General features: G+C 36.5%; 15 protein-coding genes and 1 pseudogene. 5 read left to right on the top strand and 11 right to left on the bottom strand.

What is annotated here, in order from left to right; genetic code table 11:
- The first annotated feature begins 123 nt into the window (after positions 1–123).
- Positions 124–7,125 carry a T9SS type B sorting domain-containing protein gene (locus tag AC3ITQ_RS04575; RefSeq protein WP_489237004.1) on the top strand — a complete coding sequence of 2,334 codons (7,002 nt, stop codon included), beginning with the start codon at positions 124–126 and terminating at the stop codon, positions 7,123–7,125.
- A 34-nt stretch (positions 7,126–7,159) separates the two neighbouring features.
- Positions 7,160–8,134, top strand: a complete 975-nt coding sequence (locus AC3ITQ_RS04580; RefSeq protein ID WP_489237005.1) for a PorP/SprF family type IX secretion system membrane protein — start codon at positions 7,160–7,162, stop codon at positions 8,132–8,134.
- Between the two features lie 68 nt (positions 8,135–8,202).
- Here AC3ITQ_RS04580 and AC3ITQ_RS04585 read toward each other — a convergent pair whose 3' ends face one another.
- The 5 genes and pseudogenes from AC3ITQ_RS04585 to AC3ITQ_RS04605 form a co-directional block, all read right to left on the bottom strand.
- Entirely contained in the window at positions 8,203–8,433 is a 231-nt protein-coding gene (locus tag AC3ITQ_RS04585; protein ID WP_144216592.1) for a ferredoxin, read from the bottom strand.
- Positions 8,433–9,674 carry a peptidase U32 family protein gene (locus tag AC3ITQ_RS04590; protein WP_489237006.1) on the bottom strand — a complete coding sequence of 414 codons (1,242 nt, stop codon included), beginning with the start codon at positions 9,672–9,674 and terminating at the stop codon, positions 8,433–8,435. The genes AC3ITQ_RS04585 and AC3ITQ_RS04590 overlap by 1 nt, the downstream gene beginning before the upstream one ends.
- Before the next feature lie 214 nt (positions 9,675–9,888).
- Positions 9,889–10,322: pseudogene (gene tnpA / locus AC3ITQ_RS04595) on the bottom strand (IS200/IS605 family transposase).
- Positions 10,323–10,346: 24 nt separating this feature from the next.
- Positions 10,347–11,705, bottom strand: a complete 1,359-nt coding sequence (gene trhO, locus AC3ITQ_RS04600) for an oxygen-dependent tRNA uridine(34) hydroxylase TrhO (protein ID WP_489237007.1) — start codon at positions 11,703–11,705, stop codon at positions 10,347–10,349.
- A 131-nt stretch (positions 11,706–11,836) separates the two neighbouring features.
- Complete coding sequence (locus tag AC3ITQ_RS04605) at positions 11,837–12,799, bottom strand: polyphosphate kinase 2 family protein (RefSeq protein ID WP_489237008.1); 963 nt, start codon at positions 12,797–12,799, stop codon at positions 11,837–11,839.
- Between the two features lie 247 nt (positions 12,800–13,046).
- Between AC3ITQ_RS04605 and AC3ITQ_RS04610 the strand changes: the two genes are divergently transcribed.
- From AC3ITQ_RS04610 to AC3ITQ_RS04620, 3 genes are read left to right on the top strand one after another with little or no spacing between them, the layout of a single operon-like run.
- On the top strand, positions 13,047–14,180 hold the full coding sequence (locus AC3ITQ_RS04610; protein ID WP_489237009.1) for an efflux RND transporter periplasmic adaptor subunit: 1,134 nt from the start codon (positions 13,047–13,049) through the stop codon (positions 14,178–14,180).
- A gap of 34 nt (positions 14,181–14,214) precedes the next feature.
- Complete coding sequence (locus AC3ITQ_RS04615) at positions 14,215–17,385, top strand: efflux RND transporter permease subunit (RefSeq protein ID WP_489237010.1); 3,171 nt, start codon at positions 14,215–14,217, stop codon at positions 17,383–17,385.
- The gene (locus AC3ITQ_RS04620) at positions 17,378–18,742 is read left to right on the top strand and encodes an efflux transporter outer membrane subunit (protein ID WP_489237011.1); all 1,365 of its coding nucleotides are present in this window, start codon (positions 17,378–17,380) and stop codon (positions 18,740–18,742) included. Before AC3ITQ_RS04615 ends, AC3ITQ_RS04620 begins: the two co-directional genes overlap by 8 nt.
- Positions 18,743–18,879: 137 nt before the next feature.
- Here AC3ITQ_RS04620 and AC3ITQ_RS04625 read toward each other — a convergent pair whose 3' ends face one another.
- From AC3ITQ_RS04625 to AC3ITQ_RS04650, 6 genes are all read right to left on the bottom strand, one after another.
- The gene (locus AC3ITQ_RS04625; RefSeq protein WP_041520378.1) at positions 18,880–19,290 is read right to left on the bottom strand and encodes a BrxA/BrxB family bacilliredoxin; all 411 of its coding nucleotides are present in this window, start codon (positions 19,288–19,290) and stop codon (positions 18,880–18,882) included.
- Between the two features lie 263 nt (positions 19,291–19,553).
- Positions 19,554–20,351 (bottom strand): tetratricopeptide repeat protein, encoded by a 798-nt coding sequence (locus tag AC3ITQ_RS04630; RefSeq protein ID WP_489237012.1) that lies wholly within the window; start codon positions 20,349–20,351, stop codon positions 19,554–19,556.
- Between the two features lie 22 nt (positions 20,352–20,373).
- Positions 20,374–21,564: a lycopene cyclase family protein gene (locus tag AC3ITQ_RS04635; protein ID WP_489238887.1), complete on the bottom strand. Its 1,191-nt coding sequence runs from the start codon at positions 21,562–21,564 to the stop codon at positions 20,374–20,376.
- A gap of 18 nt (positions 21,565–21,582) precedes the next feature.
- Positions 21,583–22,047 (bottom strand): thioredoxin family protein, encoded by a 465-nt coding sequence (locus tag AC3ITQ_RS04640; protein ID WP_489237013.1) that lies wholly within the window; start codon positions 22,045–22,047, stop codon positions 21,583–21,585.
- A gap of 170 nt (positions 22,048–22,217) precedes the next feature.
- Complete coding sequence (locus AC3ITQ_RS04645; RefSeq protein ID WP_489237014.1) at positions 22,218–24,479, bottom strand: TonB-dependent receptor; 2,262 nt, start codon at positions 24,477–24,479, stop codon at positions 22,218–22,220.
- A 268-nt stretch (positions 24,480–24,747) separates the two neighbouring features.
- Positions 24,748–25,656, bottom strand: a complete 909-nt coding sequence (locus AC3ITQ_RS04650; protein ID WP_489237015.1) for an NAD(P)/FAD-dependent oxidoreductase — start codon at positions 25,654–25,656, stop codon at positions 24,748–24,750.
- Positions 25,657–25,662 lie beyond the last annotated feature (6 nt).

Below are 25,662 nucleotides of genomic sequence, written 5' to 3' on the forward strand. Positions count from 1 at the left end.
ACAAAAACATTTTCGATTCCTAATTATTTAAAATCAGATTTACTAATAAACAAATTTACATTTTGATTCGCTCAATATGTTTTAGTAAAAACTAAAATTTCACTGCCAATAAATTGAATATCTATGCCAAATTCTACTATTAAAAAATTCATTTCTCTTATTTCCTTTCTATTTTTATTTTTTCCATTCGCTCAGATTAAGGCTCAAAATTTTGTTGAAAGTTTTAAGTACAATAGTGTTCCTTCTTCTGTTTTTCTTCAAGGAGTTCCATCTGCTTTTTTAACAGGAGGTGCAGGATCAAGGGATGGATATAACGACTTAAACGGGAACGGCTATCTTAGATTAACCAATACAGCTTCAAACCAAAAAGGAATTGTATGGTCAACATCATCGTTTTCATCAACAAAAGAGATTGATATCTCATTTGAATATTACATATATGGAGGAAATGGCGGCGATGGAATCGCTTTTATTCTATTTGATGAAAACACTTATATCGTTTCGCCAGGTGAATTTGGCGGGTCTTTGGGATATGCTCAAGCCAATGGAAGAAACGGCTTTACGAATGGATATTTAGGTATCGGAATTGATGAATATGGAAATTTTTCATCAAGTGATGAAGGCAGAAATGGCGGGCCAACAAACATGCCAAGTGCAATTGTTTTGAGAGGTCAGGGTTCGGGAACTTCGGGATATCCTTATTTAACCGGTGTTCAGACAATGTGGCCACCCTATTCTTTTAATGTAGCAGGGAATGACAGAACAGCTACTGACCCTGGCAAACCAGGTTTCCGAAAAATTGATATACTCTTAAAACCTCGCAATGGAGGAGGTTTTTTTATTACTGTTTATTTAACCCACGGAAATAGTAAAACTTTGATAATTGATAGCTATCCTTATACCAACGTAGCGCCTCAAAATTTAAAATTTGCGATTACCGCTTCAACGGGAGTATCTACTAATTTTCATGAAATACGAAATTTAAATATTTCCTCCTTATCGCAGCCTATAGCAAATTCAGATTTTTTTTCAGGAATAGTGGGTTTGACAGCTACTTCTGCCGACATAACCGCCAATGACAACGGAACAGTAAATGCACCAGCCACTTTAGATAAAACATCAGTAGACTTAGATTTGGAAACACCAGGTGTGCAACATACTAAGATAGTTGCCGGGAAAGGAACATTTATTTACGATTCAGCTACAGGCAAAGTCACATTTATACCTTTAAATAATACCATAGAGGGATCAGTTCAAATCGAGTACACATTTAATGATACCTATGGAAAAACTTCAAATACGAGTACCATAACATATAATGCTATTACAGTTAAAGAAGTTAACGTCTGTAAAGGAGGCGAGGGTTCTTTAATGATAGATTATGATGGTACAAAATCAGTAACCACTTTTTCTGGGCATTGGAATGCTGTTACAGATCCAAAAGCTTTTATACCAACTAGTATGCCGGGCTCTCCAATGAAAAACAACACAAACTGTTCTTTTTCAACCAGTGCTTCAAGAAATTACACGGCAACTCAATTTACGGTCAGCCAATCAGGAATGTACACCTTTAAAATGACCGACACTAATGATTACGACGGTATGGCATATATCTATTCTGGTAATTTTGTTCCTGGAAAATGTAATGGAGGTGGAAGATGGATTGTAGGAGATGATGATTATGACGGAACGGAGAAAGAACCCAGATTGATTGTTTATTTAGAACAAGGTGTTACATATACATTAATATCAACACTTTGGGCTACCAATGCCGGAACTTACGTTGGAGATTACACATGGACAGTTACGCCGCCGGCCGGAGGACAATTTCTGTTAACTACTTTAAATTATTGGTATACCTCAGCTTCTGGCGGGACACCTATTGGGTGGGGAAATTCATTTAATCCAGTTGGAGTTCCCGGATCTGGCTTAGATAACACAAATACAGCAGGCACAACTATTTATTATGTCGGTGATGAAACTAATGCACCTCGAATTCCAGTTTCTTTCACTATAAATGAGAATATGAATGTTGGAATGGCGTCATCTACCCCAACACTTTGTATCAACACAAATTTAGTTACTATAACACATACTACCACAAATGCTAAAGGAATCGGAACACCTATTGGCTTGCCTTCTGGAGTAACTGCAACTTGGGGATCGAATTTAATTACAATTAGTGGAACTCCGACAGTCTTAGGTGCTTTTAATTACAACATACCTTTAACTGGAGATTGCGGAGTTACTTCCGCAACTGCAAGAATAGTAGTCACACCAAAAAGTAATGACATAATTACAACCCAAACAATCTGTTCCGGGCAGTCTTACATATGGCCTGCAAATGGATTTGTATACAACACTTCACAAAGTGGACTTAGAATCAGTAATGATGGATGTACGGCTGATCAGGTATTGAATCTGACTGTTACTCCAAAACCTGCTGATATTATAACAACAAAATCAATCTGTTCGGGAGAAAATTACACTTGGGCTGCAAACGGAATTGTATATTCTACTTCACAAAGCGGACTTAGAATCAATAATGACGGATGTACGGCTGATCGGGTATTAAACCTGACTCTTACTCCAAAACCTGCTGATATTGTAACAACACAATCGATTTGTTCAGGAGAAATTTATACATGGCCAGCAAATGGCAGTACATATTCTACATCACAGACGGGACTCAGTATTAACAATGACGGATGTACCGCTGATCAGGTATTAAACCTGACTGTTACTTCAAAACCTGCTGATATTGTGACAACACACTCAATATGTTCAGGAGAAACTTATACGTGGCCGGCAAATGGAATTACATATTCTGAATCTCAGACAGGAATTAGAATCAGCAATGATGGATGTACGGCTGATCAGGTATTAAACCTGACTCTTACTCCAAAACCTGCTGATATTGTGACAACACAATCAATATGTTCAGGAGAAACTTATACGTGGCCGGCAAATGGCATTACATATTCTGAATCTCAGACAGGAATTAGAATCAGCAATGATGGATGTACCGCTGATCAGGTATTGAAACTGGCTGTTGGAACAAAACCTTCGGATATTGTGACCACAGAATCAATCTGTTCAGGAGAAAATTACACTTGGGCTGCAAACGGAATTGTATATTCTACTTCACAAAGCGGACTTAGAATCAATAATGACGGATGTACGGCTGATCAGGTATTAAACCTGACTCTTACTCCAAAACCTGCTGATATTGTAACAACACAATCGATTTGTTCAGGAGAAATTTATACATGGCCAGCAAATGGCAGTACATATTCTACATCACAGACGGGACTCAGTATTAACAATGACGGATGTACCGCTGATCAGGTATTAAACCTGACTGTTACTCCAAAACCAACAGATATTGTAACAACAAAATCAATCTGTTCAGGAGAAACTTATACGTGGCCGGCAAATGGAATTGAATATTCTGCCTCGCAAAGCGGACTTAGAATCAATAATGATGGTTGTACGGCAGATCAAATTCTAAACCTGACCGTTACTCCAAAACCTTCTGATATTGTGACAACAAAATCAATCTGTTCAGGAGAAACTTATACGTGGCCGGCAAATGGAATTGAATATTCTGCCTCGCAAAGCGGACTTAGAATCAATAATGATGGTTGTACGGCAGATCAAATTCTAAACCTGACCGTTACTCCAAAACCTTCTGATATTGTGACAACAAAATCAATCTGTTCAGGAAAAACTTATACGTGGCCGGCAAATAGCATTACATATTCTGAATCTCAGACAGGAATTAGAATCAGCAATGATGGATGTACGGCTGATCAGGTATTGAACCTGGCTGTTGGAACAAAACCTTCGGATATTGTGACCACAGAATCAATCTGTTCAGGAGAATCTTATAAGTGGATTGATAATGTTACTTATACAACATCTCAGACGGGACTCAGAATTAGCAATGACGGATGTACCGCTGATCAAGTATTGAACCTGACTGTTACTGCAAAACCGGCAACTGTTGTAAAGAATGAAAATGTATGCTTTGGAGAAAGCTACACTTGGGATGCAACAGGAATTACGTATACAACGGCAGGAACCTATACTAAAACAAATAACGGATGTACCGCTGATCAGGTATTGAACCTGACTGTTGGAACAAAACCTGCGGATATTGTAAAGAATGAAAACATCTGCTTTGGAGATAGTTTTACCTGGGATGTAACAGGCATGACTTACACAGCAGCGGGAACTTATACCCAAAACAATGACGGATGTACGGCCGATCAAATTTTGAATCTGACCGTTACTCCAAAACCCGCAGATATTGTAACAACAGAATCAATCTGTTCGGGAGAAAGTTACATCTGGTCTGCAAATGGAATTGTATATACTGCCTCACAAAGCGGACTTAGAATCACAAATGACGGATGCACTGCCGATCAAATTTTGAATCTGACCGTTACTCCAAAACCCGCAGATATTGTGACAACAGAGTCAATATGTTCAGGAGAAACCTTTACATGGTCTGCAAACGGAATTGTATATTCAACTTCTGGAACGTATACTAAAACAAATGACGGATGTACCGCTGATCAAATTTTAAATTTGGCCGTTACTCCAAAACCTTCGGATATTGTGACAACAGAATCAATCTGTTCAGGAGAAACTTATACGTGGCCTGCAAATGGAATTGAATATTCTGCCTCGCAAAGCGGACTTAGAATCAGTAATGATGGTTGTACCGCTGATCAAATTTTAAATCTGGCCGTTACTCCAAAACCTTCGGATGTTGTCACAACACAATCAATCTGTGCCGGAGAAACTTATACATGGCCTGCAAACAGTATTGCATATTCTGACTCGCAAAGTGGACTTAAAATTAGCAATGATGGTTGTAGCGCTGATCAAATTTTGAATCTAACTGTTACCCCAAAACCTGCGGATATTATAAAAAATGAAAACATCTGCTTTGGAGATAGTTTTACCTGGGATGTAACAGGCGTGACTTACATAACATCGGGAACTTATACTCAAAACAATTACGGATGTACAGCGGATCAGATATTGAACCTGACTGTCGGAGCCAAACCTACTGATATTATCACAACAATATCAATCTGTTCCGGACAGACTTACACATGGCCTGCAAACGGAATTCTATATTCCACTTCACAAAGCAAACTTAGAATCAGTAATGACGGATGTACTGCTGATCAGGTCTTGAATCTGACTGTTGGAACAAAACCTTCCGATGTTGTGACGACACAATCAATCTGTTCAGGAGAAACTTACACATGGCCAGCAAATGGCAGTAAATATTCTACATCACAGACAGGAATTAGAATCAGCAATGATGGATGTACGGCTGATCAGGTATTGAACCTGGCTGTTGGAACAAAACCTTCGGATATTGTGACCACAGAATCAATCTGTTCAGGAGAAACTTATACATGGCCTGCAAATGGAATTGAATATTCTGCCTCGCAAAGCGGACTTAGAATCAGCAATGATGGATGTACGGCTGATCAGGTATTGGACCTGGCTGTTGGAACAAAACCTTCGGATATTGTGACCACAGAATCAATCTGTTCAGGAGAAACTTATACATGGCCTGCAAATGGAATTGAATATTCTGCCTCGCAAAGCGGACTTAGAATCAGTAATGATGGTTGTACGGCAGATCAAATTCTAAACCTGACCGTTACTCCAAAACCTTCGGATATTGTAACAACACAATCAATCTGTTCAGGAGAAACTTACACATGGCCTGTAAATGGAATTTTATATTCTACTTCACAAAGCGCACTTAGAATCAATAATGATGGTTGTACGGCTGATCAAGTATTAAACCTGACTGTCACTCCAAAACCAACAGATATTGTAACAACAAAATCAATCTGTTCAGGAGAAACTTACACATGGCCTGTAAATGGAATTGCATATTCTGCTTCACAAATAGGGCTTAGAATCACATATGACGGATGTACCGCTGATCAGGTATTGAATCTAACTGTCGGAACAAAACCTTCGGATGTTGTGACCACACAATCAATCTGTTCAGGAAAAACTTATACATGGCCAGCAAATGGAATTGAATATTCTGCCTCACAAAGCGCACTTAGAATCAATAATGACGGATGTACTGCAGATCAGGTATTGAACCTCATTGTTGCTTTACCATTGAACTCTTCAGTTATCACTAATAGTATAATGCCAGAATTTTGCTCTGGAGATAATAATGGTGCATTTAGTATTGAAATCACAGGAGGTATTGAACCTTATATGGTAAGCTTAAACAACATCTACGGTATATATGAACAAGTAATAGGAACCGAACATTCTTTTAGCAACATTTCTGGCAATAGACAAATTGTTTATATCAAAGATGCTTTAGAATGTACTTTTGAATTACAAGTAAATATGCCAGAATCGGTTGCACTTAATCCTGTGGCTACCGTTAATTATGGATGCTCCGTTAATTCTGTCAAAATTTCAGTTGACGCAAGTACAAATCTTGATGATGTAGATTATGCCCTTGATAATGGTAACTATCAAAAAGATAACCTATTTACAAACTTATCTGCAGGATTACATACCATAACTGCAAGACATACTAACGGATGTTCTCAATCTACCAAACCTTTTAATATTATGCATTTTGAACCATTAGAATTGTCCTTGACTGATGGTGAACTAAATGAAATTGTTGCTACTGTTAAAGGTGGTAGTGGAGAATATCAATATTCACTTGAAGATCAATTCTTTACTAAAAACAATAAATTCATCATTTACAAATCTGGAAACTACAAAGTTACTGTTACTGATAAAAATGGCTGCTCTACTACTGTTACCCAATATTTTGCATACATAGATGTATGTATTCCAAATTATTTTACGCCAAATGCAGATGGTGTTAATGATGAATGGGGACCTGATTGCACAGTAAATTACAGAAACCTAACCTATACGATTATTGATAGATATGGTCGTGAAATAGCAAATTATCATTACGGACAAAAGTGGGACGGGAAATACAATGGAAAAGAATTAACATCTGGTGATTATTGGTACATCGTAAAACTTAACGATCCTAAAGATCACAGAGAATTTGTTGGACACTTTACACTTTACAGATAACTGCATAAAATGCTTGTTATTAAAATAACAAATAATGAAAAAAATAATATTAATACTGCTAACAGCAGTGACTTCAAGTTACGGTCAGGAATTAAACTTACCTGTATTTACTCAATATCTAGCCGATAATCCGTTTGTTGTATCTCCAACATATGCGGGTATAGGCGATAATCTACGAATAAGAGCAAATGGTTTAACACAGTGGGTTGGCATCAAAGATGCACCAGACAATCAATCAATTTATGCTGATATGAGAATTCTGGATCGTTCAGGAATTGGAATTTCTTTGTATAATGATAAAAATGGAAATACCAGACAGACTGGAACGAAGATTTCTTTTGCACATCATTTAACGTTAGATTATTACTCAAAACAATATTTATCCTTTGGTATTTCATATAATGTCAACACTTTTAAAATTGATATTGACAAATTTAATTTTGAAACAGGGACTTTTGGAGGTGTAGATCCAGGTGTAACAGACAATCGAAAAATTGCTAATAATAATTTTGACATAGGGGTTTTATATCGATATAAAGAATTCTATGTGAGCCTCAATGTGGGCAATCTTTTGAATAAGAATATTGACAAATTCTATCATGAAGAACCTGTTTTATTACGCAACTATCAATTATATACAGGATATATTTTTAAAGAAAACACACAAAATCGAGTTGAATATGAACCTTCTGTTTTTTATCAATATTTTGCTAGTGATAAACGTTCTAGTACTGACTTAAATTTTAAGTATCGTCAATTTAATCGATACGATGATTATTTTTGGATTGGGGTTTCTTATCGTTTTCTTAACGATCAGATTTTAGAACCTAATGCATTGGGTCCAATGGCTGGATTTAAAAAATCTAATTTTTATTTTGGCTACTCTTATCAGGCATCACTAAATCAAATTTCAGCCTATAATTCAGGGACACATGTTATAACGATTGGTCTGGATTTCTTTCAGGGAATAAGTAATTGTCCTTGCACGCAAAGTCCAATACACTATTAATCATAAATAACATGCACTAAAAAGTCTATTTTGCCCCCACAAAATAGGCTTTTTTTAATCCATCATTTTTAAGTTTCTTTAACCGTAATAATCTTCACCGGACAAGCTTTCGCCGCCAATTCGCAACTTTCAACAATGGTATGATTGGGAGATTTCAAAGTAAAAAATCCTTTTGCATTCTGCGAATGAAGTAAAACCGATTTTCCGTCTTTTTTTGACATTTGAAAATGAACCGGATCCATTTCGACGCAATAATTGCAGCCGATGCATTTGTCTCTTTGAAGTGTTACGATTACCACTATGCTTCTACAATTTTATATAATTTATCGGAAATTCTGATTCTGAAAGGCAATTTGAATGTACAATCGTCACCTTTTGTTGCTTTTTCGGCAGCAATATCACCCACAAACATTTCATCAATAATCATTTCTTTAGCTCCCGTGCTTGGTCCGGTTACTAAAATTTTATCTCCGATTTTAATGTCGTAAGCTTCAATTTTGAATTGTCCTACTTCTGCTTTTGGAAAATAATGGGTGCCTTTTCCAACATAAACTTTCTTTTGAGTTGCAGCAGATCCCGGAATATCACTCCAGTCTCCTAATTCCTGGCCCAAATAATAGCCCGACCAAAAACCGCGATTGTAAACAGTATTCAAAGCTTCCATCCAAACTTCGACTTTTTCTTTGGCAAATGTTTTTTCGTAATAAGCATCAATTGCTTCTCTATATGTTTTAATTACGGTTGCCACATATTCCGGCGCACGGCCACGACCTTCAATTTTTAAAACCTGAATTCCAGAATCAATAACCTGATCCAGAAAATCAAGGGTACATAAATCTTTCGGCGACATCATATATTCGTTGTCCAACTCAATTTCAAAACCAGTTTCCTGATCGATAACTGTATATTTTTTACGGCAATTTTGTTTACAAGCTCCACGATTTGCAGAAGAATTATGCGAGTGCAAACTCAAATAACATTTTCCTGAAACCGCCATACACAAAGCACCGTGTCCGAAAATTTCGATTTCAACTAAATTTCCACTTGGACCTTTAATTTGTTCCTTCTCAATTTGATCGGTAATTTTCTTTACTTGGCGCAAGCTTAATTCACGGCTTAAAACCATTGTGTCCGCAAATAAACTATAGAATTTTATGGTTTCGATGTTGGTCACATTCAATTGCGTTGAAATATGAACTTCCATCGAGATGCTTCTTGCCATGGCAATTACAGCTTGGTCAGAAGCAATTACAGCCGTAATATTAGCTTCTTTGGCTTTGTTCAAAAGTGTTTTTACAACAGATAAATCATGATCGTAAATTATCGTGTTCAGCGTCAAATAACTTCTAACATTTTTGACTTTACAGCGATTTGAAATTTCAGGCAGATCATCCATTGTGAAATTTACTGTTGAACGCGCACGCATGTTGAGTTGTTCTACGCCAAAGTAAATAGAATCTGCGCCATTATCGAGCGCAGCCTGAAGTGACTCAAAGCTCCCTGCGGGAGCCATGAGTTCAATTTTCTTATGTGATTTCATTTTTGTTGGTATTATCCCCAATGATTAAAAATCATTGTCAATGTTTTTTGTGTATTTTTTCAATATAGCCCGTGGTTTCAACCACGGAGACGTATTATTGTTGCGGATATCCATCGGGTCCCTGCGGTTGAAACCGCAGGCTATGTTTTGCTTCTGTGTGTGGTATTTCAATATAGCCGGTGGTTTCAACCACAGGAGACGTATCGTTGGACATTCATTTTTTATCTAATTCATGCAGTTTTACAAAATCATCAAATTCATCTTGTCCGTTTTTTTTAAGATGATGTTGTTTTTGATTTTTAATATAATTGTAAGTGGCATCTAACTGGGACTCGCTGACAGAAAAAACCGCATAGCCGGTTTGCCACGCAAATTTTTCAAGGATAAGTTCTTCTCTATTTATAAAGTGAGAAGAACTTCCTTTTATTTGCTTTACAATGTCTGAAATAGTTTTTTATGGATTTTGCAAAAATAAAACGTGCACATGATCATGCATTCCATTTATGATTCTAACGGGACATCCTAGTTCAGTTAACTCTTGCCAAATGAAATCGTACAGTTTTTTCTCAATTGAGAAATCGATTAATTCCTGACGGTTTTTGGTTGCCCAATTGCATGACTCCATAATTTGGTAAAGGATTGTGACATAAATAAATTAGCTCAAATTTTTGGCTAATTTACAATTTTATACAATTTATCTGACAAACGAATACGAAATGGCACTTCAAAAGTAACAATATCACCAATTTTAGCAGTTGTACTTGCTACTCCGTCGACAATCATTTTCTCTAAAACCAATTCCTGATTACCAGTAGTAGGCCCAGAAATTAAAATTTTATCCCCAAGGTGCAATTCTTGGTTTTCAACAGTAAATTGTCCTACTTGTGCTTTCACATAATAATGCTCCGCTTTTCCAACCAGTACTTTTTTTACTTTTATTTTTTGTCGAATATCAACTGGCTTTTCGGCCGCGGCCAAAGCAGTATCAGCTAACTCTCCTGAATGTTTGAATTTTAAATTTTCAGATTTTCCTTTTCTAAAAACTTTATTTCCAACTTGTTTACCAGTTCTCAAACGAACCTGATCAACTAAAGGCATGTGAATAATTTCAAGACATTCTGTAGAACAACAGTTTTCCATTGCTGACTTACATTCATCACATTGTATGAATAACAAATGGCATCCATCATTTTCGCAATTGGTATGATTGTCGCAAGGTTTTCCACATTGGTGGCATTGCGAAATTATATCATCGGTAATTCTTTCACCCAGACGATTATCGAATACAAAGTTTTTCCCAATGAATTTGCTTTCTAAACCTTCTGCCTCAATTTGTTTAGCGTAATTAATGATTCCGCCTTCTAATTGATATACATTTTTAAAACCCTGGTGTTTAAAATAAGCACTTGCTTTTTCACAACGAATTCCACCAGTGCAATACATTACCAGTTTTTTATCTTCTTTGTGATTTTGAAGTTGTTCGTTAATAATGGGTAGACTTTCTCTGAAAGTTTCAACGTCCGGAGTTATGGCACCTTTAAAATGCCCTACTTCACTTTCGTAATGATTTCTAAAATCAACTACAATCGTATTTGGATCGTCCAGAATCTCGTTGAATTCTTTGGCTTTCAAGTGAACGCCTATATTGGTAACATCAAAAGTTTCATCGTTCAAACCGTCAGCAACGATTTTATCACGAACTTTAATAGTCAATTTTAAAAAGGAATGATCATCATGTTGTACAGCTTCATTCAATCGTATGCCTTTCATGAAATCGTAAACTTCGAGAGTTGCTCTAAAAGCCTCCAAATTTTCTTCGGGAATACTCATTTGAGCATTAATTCCTTCGGTGGCAACATAGATTCGACCTAAAGCATCGAGCTTATTCCAGGCTAAAAATAAATCATCGCGAAATTTTTTGGGATCTTCAATTTTGGCGTACGCATAGAAAGACAACGTAAGTCGTTGTTTACCTGCATCATCGATCATGATGGCTCTTTCTTCTGCGCTTAAAGTGTTGTACAGTTGCATGCTATAAACTAATTTAAGTTGAGAATTTTTTTGAGGTGCAAAAGTAGGGAAAAAGGTTCTAAGTTACAAAGGTTCTGAGGTACTAAGGTTTTTTTTAAAGCGAAAAACTAAAGTTGCGATTTTTTCCCATATTAATCTTCCTCATCCAACAATGCCTGTTTGACCGCATTTAATTCAGCAATCTTAGCTTCGCTTACTTTCGGATATTCTAAATCCATTTCGTCTAAGGCATGAATTATTGCCGACGCAATTGCAATTCTCGCATACGATTTGTTATCCGCAGGAATAACATACCAGGGAGATTTTTTAGTCGATGTATTCTTTATTAATTCTTCATACGCATGCATATAATCATTCCAATAGCCACGTTCTTTTGCATCTGTGGGACTAAATTTCCAGTTTTTATCCGGGTTATCTACTCGTTCTATAAACCTTCTTTTTTGTTCTTCTTTTGAAACATTAAGAAAAAACTTGATTACGACAGTTCCGTTCCTGTTAAGGTACCTTTCAAAATTTCTTATGTCTTCAAAACGATTTTCCCAAATATTTTCAGTAATCAATTTTTCTGGTATTTTTTGACTTTTCAGAATCTGTTCGTGAACGCGAACCACCAAAACTTCTTCATAATACGAACGATTAAAAATACCAATTCTTCCTCTTTCGGGTAAATGTTTTTGACAACGCCACAAATAATCATGATCTAATTCTTCAGAACTTGGTCCTTTAAAAGAAGACACTTGACAGCCTTGTGGATTTATTCCAGACATAACGTGCTTAATTGCACCGTCTTTTCCAGCTGCATCCATAGCCTGAAAAATAAGCAAAACCGACCATTTATCCTGTGCATATAGAATGTCCTGCATGGCAGCCAATGCTTTTACTCCTATTTGCAAAGTTTCTTTAATTGCTGATTTTGATTCATTTCCAAAATAAGAAGTGGGTCTGTCCTTTAACATAAAACTTTTATCCTCACCCACACAATATTGCTCTGAAAACTTTTTTGCCTTATGCAGTAATTCTTTTTTACTTAACGCTTTTAGATTGCCTGAAGCGCCATCTAAATTCTTCGATTTTACTTTATTTTTTTTTGACATAACAGGAATTTTTAAAATTATAATTAGAAAAATTAAAAATAGATTCTTACAAAAAATGCAGTTTGGCGGTGATTTATAGCTTTTAGTCGATTTTATTAATAATTGAAGATCAATTAAATATAAATTTAAGAAAAAATAGGAATGAAAAATAATATTTCAAATCTTAATAAAAAAATGTTAACTTAGCTAATGAATTATTTGGTTTTTAGTTAGTTGAGTTTTAATAGAATTTAATATAAAATTAAAAATGAACAGAATTTACTCTCCAGCAATTTTCTTACTTTTTTTATTATTATCCTGTAAAAAAGAAACTCCACCAGCGCCCAAGCCTCTCGAAATTCAAATTGTAAAAGTGCTGCAGCAAGATGTAAATCTTGAATCGGAATTTACCGGTGAAACATTTGGGCAATCTGATATTCAAATTAACCCCAGAGTTGATGGTGTTATTGAAAGCTTAAACTTCAAAGAAGGCAGTTTCGTAACCAAAGGGCAATTGTTATACACAATTGATCCCTTGCCTTTTCAGAATAAAGTAAGTGAGGCAGAGGGAAAATTAGCCGAAATGCAGGCCAGATTATCCAAAACCAAATCAGACTATGAAATGATGGAGCCATTAGCCAAAATGAACGCAGTTAGTCAAAGGGAGTTAATTGCTGCAAGATCAGCTTACAATGCTTCTCAAGCGGGTATTAAAGCGGCATCGGCCAATCTTAAAAATTCAAAAATAGAATTATCCTATTGCAATATTGTTGCGCCAATTTCGGGATTGATAGGAATATCAAAAGTGAGAGCAGGCGATTATGTCCGTCCTGGTGCGGCATCCGTCTTAAATACAGTTTCAGATCTTGGGGATATTAGAGTTAGATTTACTATGAGTGAACAAGAATATCTTCGTATTTTCCGAGAAATATCAAAGAAAAATTCCGACTTAAAAGGAGCTGGAAAATCAATTTCTATCCAATTATCAGATGGTTCTGATTATCCTCAGAAAGGACAAATCAGTTTTGCCGACAGACAAATTGACCCTACAACTGGCGCTGTAACTTTTGAAGCTGCATTCTCTAATCCTGACAAATTGATTCGCCCAGGCCAATATGTTAAAATTCATGTCGTTACTGATGTTCGCAAAAATGCATTAATCATACCTCAGCGTTCCGTTATTGAAATGCAGGGAATCTCTCAAGTCTATGTTTTAGGCAGTAATAACAAAGTAGAGATGAAAGCAATACAAATTGGGCCGTCATTCAAAGACTCCTATATCGTTACTGATGGATTAACCGCTAATGATAAAGTAGCGCTTGGAGGAACCTCATTATTAAAAAGCGGAAGTGTAATCACTCCACAAATTAAAGATTGGACTCCAGGACAAGCAGTTAATTAATTTCGAGCTAACTCAATAATTTAGAAACATCATTATGGGAGAATTTTTTGTTAGAAGACCGATCGTAGCCATGGTAATCAGTATCATAATCGTGATACTTGGATTACTCGCATTACAAAAAACGCCAATTTCACAGTATCCTGACATCAATCCGCCTGTTGTAAAAATCACAACTTCTTTTACAGGTGCAAACGCCTTAAATGTTGAACAGGCTGTTGCAACACCAATTGAACAAAAGGTAAATGGAGTTGAACAGATGCTTTACATAAAATCGACAAACACCTCTGACGGAGCTTGTACTATTGAAGTAACTTTTGATGTTGGAACCAATCTGGATAACGCTAACATGCTTACCCAAAACCGTCAGGCACAGTCGGCTCCTTTTATGCCGCCAAGTGTAAAACAACAAGGAGTTGTCGTAAAAAAATCATTGTCTTTCCCGATGATGCTATTCACCCTTACCTCAACAAATCCAAAATATGATTCAAAATTCCTGAATAACTACGCCAATATCAACATTGTAGATCAATTGGCGCGTATCAAAGGAGTTGGTGAAGCTTCTCTTTTTGGTGGAAGTGACTATTCGATGAGAGTTTGGCTCAAAGCCGATGTTATGAGTAAACTCGGCGTTACCGTTGATGATGTAAAAAATGCCCTGAATGCCCAAAACATGATTAGCCCTGGAGGAAAGTTTGGTGCAGAACCAACTCCGCCCGGAACAGATTTTACTTATGGCGTTACACTTCAGGATCGTTTGGTTACTGAAAAGCAATTTGGCCAAATTGTGGTTAAAAGCAAAACAGATGGAGCTCAGGTACTCTTAAGCGACATCTCCAGAATTGAATTAGGTACAGAAAACTATAGTTCAAATGCCCGAAGAAATGGTAATGCTACAGCCGCAATCACCGTATTCCAAATGCCGGGAAGTAACGCTCTTGAAGTAGCTACTCTTGCCAAAGAAGCAATGAAAAAGATGTCTGAAAAATTACCTAAAGATGTTGTTTATCAGGAATCATTAGATACAACGCTTGCCATTACAGCCGGTGTTGAAGATATCGTTCACACGCTGTTTGAGGCAGTAATTCTGGTAATTCTGGTTGTATTTATATTTCTTCAAAACTGGCGTGCCACCTTGATTCCGTTAATCACAGTTCCAGTATCTTTAATTGGTACTATAGCCGTTTTCCCATTGCTGGGATTTTCAATAAACACATTATCTTTATTAGGATTAGTACTGGCTATTGGTATTGTTGTCGATGATGCCATCGTGGTTGTAGAAGCTGTAATGCATCATATTGAACATGGCAAATCTCCTAAAGATGCCACTATACAAGCGATGCGGGAGGTTTCCGGTCCGGTAATTGCCATTGCGTTAATCCTTATTGCGGTATTTGTGCCAGTAGCGATGACACCCGGAATCACGGGCCGTTTTTATCAGCAATTTGCCATAACGATTGCGGTCTCGGTCGCCTTCTCGGCCTTTAGTGCGTTGTCCTTAAGTCCCGCGCTCTGTGCTATGTTGCTGAAGCCCACAAAACCAATTGACGAGCAAACAGGATGGCTGGCTAAATTTTTCACAGGTTTCAACAAAATTTTTGAAAAAGTTACTGGCGGTTACATAAAAGGGGCTACTTTTTTTGCCAAAAAATCATTGCGAATTGTAGCGCTGCTAGGAGTAGTAATACTAGCGGTAGTTTTATTAGGCAAAAAAATTCCATTAGGGTTTATTCCGGAAGAAGATCAGGGATATGTGCTGATTAATATTGCATTGCCTCCTGCCTCTTCGCTTCAGCGTACAGATGAAATTTCAAGAAAAGTAGATGGCTTTTTAAAACAGGAAGAATCAATACTTTCTTATACTACCATCAATGGATTTAGTATGCTTACCAACTCTTACCAACCCAATAACGCATTTATTTTCATCTCGTTAAAACCTTGGGAAGAACGAGCTGAAACAGCTAAACAACTGGTAGATCGATTAAATAAAAAACTTACGACACAAATTACCACAGCCACCGCTTTCGCGTTTGGTCCACCCGCAATTCAGGGTCTAGGAGCATCTGCCGGTTTTAGTTTAATGTTACAGGACCGAGGCGGAAATACACCACAATATCTCGCACAGCAAACACAAGCTTTTATTGCAGCAGCGCAAAAAAGACCTGAAATAAAACGAATTTATACCACTTTTAATGCCGGTACACCTCAAATAAAGCTGGATATTGACAACGAAAAAGCAATGAAGTTAGGCGTTCCGGTTTCCAGAGTTACTGAAGTACTCGGTGCCTTTTTAGGTGGAACTTATGTGAATGATTTCAACCGTTTTGGCCGTCAATACAAAGTGTATTTACAAGGCGAAGCTGTTGACCGATTAAGACCAGAAAACTTAAATAAAATCTATGTAAGAAATAATGCCGGTGAAATGCTGCCAATTTCAACTTTGGTTACCGCCACAAAAGTTGCAGGACCTGATTTTACCAACCGTCTTAATTTATTTAGGTCGGCTGAAATTGGAGGAAGTCCGAATGACGGCTTTAGTAGTGCACAAGCGCTCGACGCTTTAGAAGAAGTAGCCAAAGAAACACTCCCAGCAGATATGAGTTATGATTACATCAACCTTTCGTATCAGGAAAAACATTCACCTGGTGGTGGAACTGTATTCTTAATGGCATTGGTCTTTGTATTCTTAATTCTTGCCGCACAATATGAAAGCTGGAAATTACCTTTCAGCGTATTACTTGGTGCACCATTTGCGGTTTTCGGAGCCTTTCTGGGATTGTTCCTGGCAAGAATTGGAAGTGATGCTTATGTAAACAATGTATTTGCACAAATTGGACTGGTTCTATTAATTGGATTAGTCGCCAAAAACGCAATTTTGATTGTGGAATTTGCCAAAGAAGAATATGAAAAAGGGAGACCACTTTATGAATCCGCAATGATTGCAGCCAAACTCCGCTTTAGGCCAATTTTGATGACGGCCTTTGCTTTTATTCTTGGTGTTGTTCCGCTGCTTACTGCAACAGGTGCAGGTTCGCAGGCGCGTATCGTTATGGGAATGGCCGTATTTAGCGGAATGTTAATTGCAACAGTTCTTGGGGTATTAATTGTTCCTGGATTGTTTGTAATGATTGAGAATATCGGGAAAAAGAAAGATGAGGTTGTAGCAACTGAAATTAGTACGGATTCAAAAACTACAGATCATGAATAAAGTAAAAATAGTAATCGTTATTCTTACTCTGGCAGTATTACCTACAGCTTGTCTGGTAGGGCCAAAATATCAAAAGCCAGAAGACCCTCAAGCGGCTAATTTCCGTTACGGACCTGGATATGCTGATACGCTTGCTTCTGTAGTCAATGTAAAATGGTTTGATCTTTTTAACGATGACGTTTTAAAAGGACTCATCAATAAAGGTTTAGAAAACAACTATGATATGAAAATTGCGATGGCCCGTATCGAACAAACCAGAGCAGAATTAGGATATACAAAAGCCGATTTACTGCCTGCTGTTGGTTACAGTGCCACGATTAATAGTAATGAAAAAGCTTTTATGCCTTCAAATGCATCGGCTAATTTATCCTGGGAGTTGGATTTCTGGGGAAAAATTCGCCATGAAAACAGAGCGGTTCAGGACGAATTAATTGCCAGCGAAGAAGGTCGAAAAGTGATTCTCTCTAATCTGGTAAGTGATATTGCAGTTGCTTATTTTGAGCTTCGTAATTTTGACAATCAATTAATCATTACCAATCAAACACTCGAAACCAGAAGAAAAGCCTTCGATATCATCAATGCAAGATTTTTGGCCGGATATGTTTCTGAAGTAGACAAAGTTCAAATAGAACAGCAGGTGGCAATTGCTGAAGCAGTTTTACCATCCATTCAAAGACAAATTACGATGAGAGAAAATACCATTTCAATATTAACGGGTCAGGCACCCGGGCCAATTGAAAGAGGAAAAACGGTTATAGAACTTCAGGTAGCTAATACTATACCTGTTTCGATTCCTTCCGTTTTGTTAAGAAACAGACCAGATGTACGACAAGCTGAAATGTATTATATGGCTTCTAATGAAAGAATTGGTGTAGCGCAGGCAATGCGTTTCCCTTCTTTTAATATTGCAGCACTTGCAGGATTCGCAAGTCAGGATGTAAGCAATTTATTTAACGGTTCTTCTTATTTACAAAATGCAAGCGGTTCAGTTGTTGGTCCTATATTTAATTTTGGAAAAAATAAAAGAAGAGTAGAAATCTATAAACAAATTGCCGAAGAGTCCAGACTCTCCTACCAAAAAACTTGTATTGTCGCTCTTGCCGAAGTAGAACAATCATTACAAAACGTAAAAACATACAAAGAAGAATGGGCAGCACGAGACAGACAGGTAATTGCAGCACGAAAAAATTTAGAATTATCTCAAGCCAGATATTACAACGGTTACGTATCCTATCTGGAAGTGCTTGAAGTACAACGCTCTCTCTTTGATGCTGAATTAAGCCTTTCAGATTTAACGCAAAGCCAGTTGGCTTCTATGATTCAGCTTTATAGAGCTTTAGGCGGGGGATGGAATTAAGGAGAGGGACAAAGGTCCAGAGTTGCAAAGGTACAAAGGTTTTATATTTGACACATAAAAAACAAAAAGCACTATTTTCATAGTGCTTTTTGTTTTTAACCTTTGTACCTCTGTACCTTTGTTTCTTTGAGCCTTAATTAGCAAAACTCGTTAAACGCATCTTGCAAATTCTCAGCGATTAATTCAGCCGGACGTCCTTCGATGTGGTGACGCTCTAACATGTGAACCAATTCTCCGTTTTTGAACAAAGCCATAGAAGGCGATGATGGAGGAAAAGGAAACATATGTTGTCTTGCAGCATCAACCGCTTCTTTGTCAACACCAGCGAAAACTGTAATTAAGTGATCTGGTTTTTTAGCACCTTCTAAACTCATTTTTGCTCCTGGACGCGCATTTCTTGCAGCACAACCACAAACAGAGTTTACAACAACTAAAGTGGTACCTTCAGCTTTGATAGCATTATCTACAGCTTCAGCACTATGTAAATCTTGAAAACCAGCAGCCGTTAATTCAGCTTGCATTGGTTTTACCATTTCTTCTGGATACATATTGTTTATTTTTAAATTTTACTTTTGATTTTGCAAAGTTACAAAGTTTAAGCGCAACTACTTAATTTGAAGTATAAAGTTTTGTTATAGTTGAATTGATATAATATTGGGAGTGAAATTTCACGCAGATTTCACAGATTTAGGCAGATAAACGCAGATTTTATTTAAGATTGCAAATAAGAAAAGATCAAAGCTAATCTGCCTAAATCTGCAAAATCTGCGTGAAACAACTTTTTAACTTAATACTCTAAGAAGTAAATTAATTACTTGGTAAACTTCTTTTGATACGGATATGTTTCATAAATCGTATTGTCTTCATTAATCGAAAATCCTTTTGCAGCATCTTCTCTTGCAACACCAACTAAAGCCACAACTTCTTCTCTTGGTTTACCTTGTTTAAGCCAACAAATTGCCTTGTAATATTTTGCATCCGAAAATTCAGGATAGATTTTAATCGCCTTATCAAAAATCGCAATTGCTTCATCCCATTTTTTCAATTCATACTTTGCGATGCCCTGATAAAAATAGGCTGTTGGATGTTCTAAATTCTGTCTGTTTTTATAAATATCAGCGACATAATCGTCAAAAAGTTTTTCTGCTTTTTCGTATTCATTCAATTGTAAATAGCAAATTCCCATATAAAAACTATAGGTATGATCCATTACATAGCTATTCCCATAAAGTTTAATACATTCTTCAAAATCTTTAATGGCATCTTTATAAGTATGTGCAAAAATGCATTTTATAAAAGCCCTGTACGACAACCAACGTTCTTTGTTATAAAATACAGCTTTGTCTAAATACTGCATTCCAACTTCATACTTTTTGCATTTAAAATAAGGCATTGCTTTTTGTTGCCACAAGTAGGCAACGGTACTGTCTTTTTTCAAACCCTGATCAAGGCAATCCTGCCATTCGGTCATTTCAAAGACATAATTATGTTTTTCGGCACAGTTGGTTAAAAATTCTTCGACAATTGCGTCATGCGCTTTGTTTGTTGATACTTGCGCAAAGGATAGAACGGTAAAAAAGAAGCAAATTCCTAAAATAGTTTTTTTCAAGATTAGAGTTTTTTGGTTAAATTTATTTTGAAAGAAAAATAACTCTAAATAACGCTTTTATAAACGGCATTTTGGGACACTTTAAAATAACTTTAACATCCTGTATTAAACTTGTTTCTTCGTCCAAAAACTTAAATACTATTGCTGCATTACCTTTTTTAAATAAAGAGGAAAAAATAGGGCTTCCTAATTCGTTATGACGGTACAGAATATCCAAAAGCAGTAAATCATAAAACCAAAATCGGCTTTTTTTACGAAATGATGATATTTTGAGTGATTCTGTTGTCATTCTGAGCGGAGTCGAAGAATGAAGAAACTCAACCAATTCAGATGATTTTTTATCTGAGTTTCTAAAAGTAAAACCGGTGCTCGCTTTGGTCCATCCACCTGCAGTTCCGATATTTAAAACTCGTTTGGTATTCTTTTTCCAAAAAGGATAACAAGTCATCGGAATACTCCCCTGCTCCTTTTCTATAATTTCAAATTTATCCGCTCCGAGTTTCTGCAGGTAAAGTCTAATCTCGTTTTCATATTCTTCTTTTTCAAGCAAATTTTCTGAAAACAACGTATACTCCACCAAAGCTTCGGTTTTAGAAGTTGGCAAAACATACATAAATCGTGTATTTCCTTTTTGTTCAACCGCAAAATCCATGAAAGTAGCCTGTTCCGGATTGAAAACTTTAGCTTCAGTTTTCACAAACCAACCCACAAAATGCTGTTGCAAAACCGGATATTTGGTTTGACTTTGAACAAAGCCCTTCGTATAAATACTATTTAATAAGTAATCGCAGGTATATCTATTTTCTTCGGTTCCCACAAAAACATGGGTTTCGAGTTCATTGATATCGGTTACTTTCTCCTTTAAAAAAGTAATATTTGATTGTTTAGAAATCGTTTCAAAAACAAAATTATAAAAATCAATTCCCCGAATTTGATTGTATTGATAAGGTTTCAGCTCCAGATCTCTTCTGAAATCTTCATTGGCAAACAAAGCCGAATCCCATTTTTTGGAGATAATCGAATCCCACATTGTTTCCTTCTCTGTCCAAAAACACCAGGTTCTGTCATTGCTTTTCTTTTGACTTTCATCTAATAACAAAATCGACTTGTCATTGAATTTTCCAGACAAAACCATTTTATAAACGGTCATCAAAGTCGATAAACCTGTTCCTGTAAATATGTAGTTGAAATGTTTTATTTGTGAAGAATGCATTCTCAAAAATAAGGAATTTTATTCTTTCAATTTTTCTAAAAGCACTTTAAAATCTTTTGGGCTGAGGTAATTGTTATACTGTAGTATGATTTCATTTTTCTCATTCAAAACACACAAAACCGGATATACAATTTGATTGTTCATCGTTCCGAGTTGCAAAGCAAGTTCATGGACACCAACGTTATTGCCTGTTGGTTGGTATTTAAATGTTTGATTATTAAATGAAATATCCTTTTTCTCCTCAGCATTAAAATCAATAAAATAGAAATCTGAATTTAAACTTTGGATAATTTCCTGATTTTTGAAAGTCGTACTTTTCATTTTTTGGCAATACTGACACCAATCGGTATGAATAAAAACGATAATTTTTCGCTTTTGAATTTGCTGCAGACTATCAATCGCCTCAAAAGACCTGCTCTGAAGTTGGCAGAATCCCGTTGAAGTTATTCCTAAGAAGATGATTATTATCGCTAGCTTTTTCATATAAATTCTAATTGCTCAAAGGTTATTAAAACACATAGGACCATAGATTTTTATACCTTGAAAAAGGATGCGAAAAGAAACACGTTTCTACACATAGCTATGTGTTTTAAGATTAGTGAAACGCCTTTTGACCACTGCAAAACTATGTCTCTATGTGTTTAAAAATAAATTTATCTCAAAGTATATCGCAACCCAAAAAACCCACGAATCGACTGATTTTGCCCGTAAACATACGTCGTATCAAAAGTCAAACCGTATGGATTATCCGGTGTTACCAAAACTTTCCCGGCCGAATCATATTGCACGTTTTTATCAAAAGGATCGTTTGCTCTTGAAATCAAAAACGGATTTTTCTGCATTGGTGTGAAATTCAAAAGGTTCTTTATTCCGCCATAAAGTTCAAAATTCTTCCATCCAGAATACGTAAACTGAATATTCTGAATACTATACCAAGGCGAGTTTGGATCTCTAGGATCTAAATCGCTCAGTAAAGGCAACTTCATCGGACTGTAAACATTTCCGGTATAATCCAACAATAAATTTAAGGATTCTATTTTATATGAAACGCTCCAGGTTGCTGTAAAGTTCTCCGTTAAAAAAGGTCTTTCAGAAACCCCGTTTTCCACATTTTTGTTATCTAAAACTGTAGCACCCAAAATCATTTTTAAGCCCGAAGGAAAATTAACATCAACATTCGTACTGATTCCCTGGCTGATAGCATACCCGTTGATATTGTCGTAGATGATTTTATTCGGATCTGTTTCGTAATCAGATATGATTTTATTGCTGAAACGGGTATAAAAAGCCGTTGTTTCAATTCCGATAAAAGTGCCGTTTTCGAAATTTATTTTTTGAATGTAATTCAGATTCGCATTCACAGATTGTTCCGGTTTCAAATCATTCTGAATCACAACATCGCGCGAACCGGTTAATGCGGCGTGATCTTCGGTAAATAAATTCACAACGCGAAATCCGGTTCCGGCATTCAATCTGAAAATTGTATTTTCATTTTTCTTCCAGCGATATGCCACTCTTGGCGTGAAAATAGAACCGTGAATTGAGTTATAGTCGTATCGCATTCCAAATAAAACCTGACTTTTCGGCGAAAGCGTAATTTCATCCTGAACAAAAATTCCCGGCAACCAAGTGCTTTCAGCTTCTTTTGTGGCAGTAGTATTGTCGTCGTAATACGAATAGCGATTCGCAATTCCGGCAAGTAAATCATTCCTTCCCAGCTTTTTATCCCAGGTCAATTGCAAAAAACCAATTTTCTGATTCGCGATATACGATGTTGTTCCGTAACGACTGTCCTGATAATGCACATTTCCGGAGAACGAAAGCATCAGTTTTTCTTCAAATGGCAATTGATAACTTCCTATTAATTCACCTCTTTTGGTATAAATACTTTCGCCGTAAATTTCGTCGCCGCCTCGGTATTTTTTCTCCCAGCGCACATCTCCACCCCAGCGATCTTCGTACATTCCGCGGGCCGCGATCGTAAAAAGTCTATTTTCATTTCTCAAAAAACTCCATTTATTGAAAACCGAAATCCGTTCAGACAAAGTCACATCCGTAAAATTGTCTTTGTCTTTATCCACAACTTCATTGTAATTAAAGTAATTGATTCCCAAAAGCGTCATTGATTTTTTAGTCGGACTGAATTTCATTCCTAAATCGACATTGGTTTCTAAATAGGTTGTCGTAAAAACATCAGCTGCAAAGACCGGCGCATTTGTTGGATTTTTAGTGATAATATTGATCAGACCGCCAACCGCTTCACTTCCATACAAAGACGAAGCCGGACCTTTTACGATCTCAATTCGTTCTACCAAAGAATTCGGAATTCCGGATAAACCGTAAACTGTCGAGAGACTGCTCACGATTGGCATTCCGTCAATCAATACCAAAGTGTAAGGACCTTCTAAACCATTGATATGAATATCGCCCGTATTGCAAACACCACAATTAAGCTGCGGCCGAACGCCATTGATGTTTTGAAGCGCTTCGTAAATACTTGGAGTTGGGTTTTTCTTGAAGAAAACTGGCGAATAAACCTCAACCGGAACAGCACTCTCTAATCGTTTGACTGCTTTTAAAGTTCCGGAAACCACAACTTCGTTAAGTTGATTTTCATTATCGTTCAGTTCAAAATCATAAGATTGAATGGAATCTTTTATAACCTGAATTTTCTTTTTCAAAGTCTGAAAACCCATTTGAGAAATCTGAATGGTATAATTTCCAAACGTCACATTTTCCAAAGTATAATATCCCAAACTATCCGTAACTGTTTTTTGTTTTGTGCCCAGTAAATGTACGTTCGCGGCTTGTATTTTATTTCCTTCGCCAGTTATAAAACCAGAAACAGTAGTGGTTTCCTGCGCAAAAGAAAATTGTAAAGTAAACAGAATCAATATTACTATTGAGTTTTTCATTATTATAAAATTAAATTTAGACAAAACTAAAAATTAAATTTGACAAATAATGATTCTGAAACTAAAATTTTTAATTCTATTTAAATCAATATGTTATAATTTTGTTTAAACACATAGAAACATAGTATTTTGTTTGAGATTGAAAATTAATTTAAAAAGCTAGCTTTCACAAATAGTCCCGAAGCTGGGATGTTTACATGCAAGTGAAACGCCTTTTACCGACTACAAAAACTATGTTTCTATGTGTTTAAAAATATCGACCAGAATATCAACTAAACCTTTCATCAATAAGTTCTTTATTAATAGAAGCGCCGGCGAAGGATCCCGAAGAAACCGCCATTGCCACAGATCTTGCCTGAATAACACAATCTCCACTTGCATAAACTCCAGGAAGAGTCGTTTTCTGCATCATATCAACTTTGATCAAACCTTGTTCCGTTAATTCACAACCTAAACTTTCGGGTAAAGAACAATGTTGTTCAAAAGGCGGTCTGAAATAAATCGCTTTTACTGTTGCTTTGGATTGGCTTTTAAAGATTACCTGTTTAATATTTCCTTTTTCATGTTCTAAAGATTCAATCTCCTCTTCAATGATTTCGATTTGATGCTTTTGAAGAATTTCTGTTTGTTCTAATGTTAAGGTTGATTTTCCATTGGTAAGCAATCTTAAATCTTTTGTCCAGTTCGAAATCAGTTTTGCATATTCAAAAGCCATTTCTCCGTTGGCGATGATAGCCGTTTTCTCTGTTTTTACTTCATAACCATGACAGTATGGACAGTGCAAAACCGAAATTCCCCAGCATTCTGCCAGACCTTTAATTTCGGGGAGCAAATCTTTTACTCCGGTTGCGAATAACACTTTTTTAGATGTAAAAGTTTCTCCTGAATCAGTTTTGATTTCGAAACCTTCTTTTGTTTTTGTTGCCTGAACAGCAAGTCCTTTGTAAAACTGAACAGTTTTATAAAAGTCCACTTGCAATTTGGCTTTCGCCGAAATCACAGCAGGCACTTCGCCGTCTTGTGTAATGAAATTATGTGAATGTGGCGTTTGTCTGTTACAAGGCAAACCGCTGTCAATAACCAAAACCTGACGTAAAGAACGCCCTAAACTCATCGCCGCTGAAAGTCCGCTATAGCTTCCGCCTACAATAATCACTTCAAAATGTTTCTGTTCCATAACGCT

This window comes from Flavobacterium sp. KH_001, from assembly GCF_057840745.1.

Bases quoted from the DNA above. Each gene is read 5' to 3' on its own strand.
- AC3ITQ_RS04590 (WP_489237006.1), bottom strand. From the start codon at position 9,674: ATGAAATCACATAAGAAAATTGAACTCATGGCTCCCGCAGGGAGCTTT.
- AC3ITQ_RS04610 (WP_489237009.1), top strand. From the start codon at position 13,047: ATGAACAGAATTTACTCTCCAGCAATTTTCTTACTTTTTTTATTATTA.
- AC3ITQ_RS04615 (WP_489237010.1), top strand. From the start codon at position 14,215: ATGGGAGAATTTTTTGTTAGAAGACCGATCGTAGCCATGGTAATCAGT.
- AC3ITQ_RS04575 (WP_489237004.1), top strand. From the start codon at position 124: ATGCCAAATTCTACTATTAAAAAATTCATTTCTCTTATTTCCTTTCTA.
- AC3ITQ_RS04650 (WP_489237015.1), bottom strand. From the start codon at position 25,656: ATGGAACAGAAACATTTTGAAGTGATTATTGTAGGCGGAAGCTATAGC.
- AC3ITQ_RS04580 (WP_489237005.1), top strand. From the start codon at position 7,160: ATGAAAAAAATAATATTAATACTGCTAACAGCAGTGACTTCAAGTTAC.
- AC3ITQ_RS04640 (WP_489237013.1), bottom strand. From the start codon at position 22,047: ATGAAAAAGCTAGCGATAATAATCATCTTCTTAGGAATAACTTCAACG.
- AC3ITQ_RS04645 (WP_489237014.1), bottom strand. From the start codon at position 24,479: ATGAAAAACTCAATAGTAATATTGATTCTGTTTACTTTACAATTTTCT.
- AC3ITQ_RS04605 (WP_489237008.1), bottom strand. From the start codon at position 12,799: ATGTCAAAAAAAAATAAAGTAAAATCGAAGAATTTAGATGGCGCTTCA.
- AC3ITQ_RS04635 (WP_489238887.1), bottom strand. From the start codon at position 21,564: ATGCATTCTTCACAAATAAAACATTTCAACTACATATTTACAGGAACA.
- AC3ITQ_RS04620 (WP_489237011.1), top strand. From the start codon at position 17,378: ATGAATAAAGTAAAAATAGTAATCGTTATTCTTACTCTGGCAGTATTA.
- AC3ITQ_RS04625 (WP_041520378.1), bottom strand. From the start codon at position 19,290: ATGTATCCAGAAGAAATGGTAAAACCAATGCAAGCTGAATTAACGGCT.
- trhO (WP_489237007.1), bottom strand. From the start codon at position 11,705: ATGCAACTGTACAACACTTTAAGCGCAGAAGAAAGAGCCATCATGATC.